Annotated in this window: 1 protein-coding gene; it reads left to right on the top strand. The window is 44.9% G+C overall.

Annotation, left to right across the window (positions count from 1 at the left end; translation table 11 throughout):
* On the top strand, positions 1-497 hold a 497-nt coding region (locus tag A2U94_RS20205; protein ID WP_156482329.1), incomplete at both ends, for a transposase.

Below are 497 nucleotides of genomic sequence, written 5' to 3'. Positions count from 1 at the left end.
TCGAAAGATTGAGGGGCTCAAATCTCCCCAACGACCAAAAGCAGTGCGCCTCATTGAAGTCGCTGCTTATTCCATTGGAGTAACAGAAGGACGTGAGATGGCCCGTATTGAAATCGCCACGCTCGTTCGCCGTTACCATCAGCTGGAACAAGATATCGAGAGGATTACTCAACACTTAGTTGAGCTTGTAAAAACTTCTGTAGAGTACGAGTGGCTATCAACGGTACCAGGACTAGGAGATACAACGATAGTTGATTTATTAGCTGAAATCGGAAGCTTTTCATACTATGAAGACCCACGCCAACTAATCAAACTCGCGGGGTTAACATTACGAGAGAGTTCTTCCGGACAGCACAAAGGGCAAAAGCGCATCTCCAAACGTGGCAGAAGAAAGCTGCGTGCCCTCCTATTTAGAGTTATGATGCCGATGATTCGACATAATGAGGCTTTTAGAAAACTGCACGAATATTATACAAATCGTCAGGTTAATCCATTAC

This window comes from Bacillus sp. VT 712, assembly GCF_001614195.1.
GTDB lineage: Bacteria > Bacillota > Bacilli > Bacillales > Bacillaceae_H > Priestia > Priestia flexa.
This window is presented reverse-complemented; position numbering and strand designations above follow the sequence as displayed.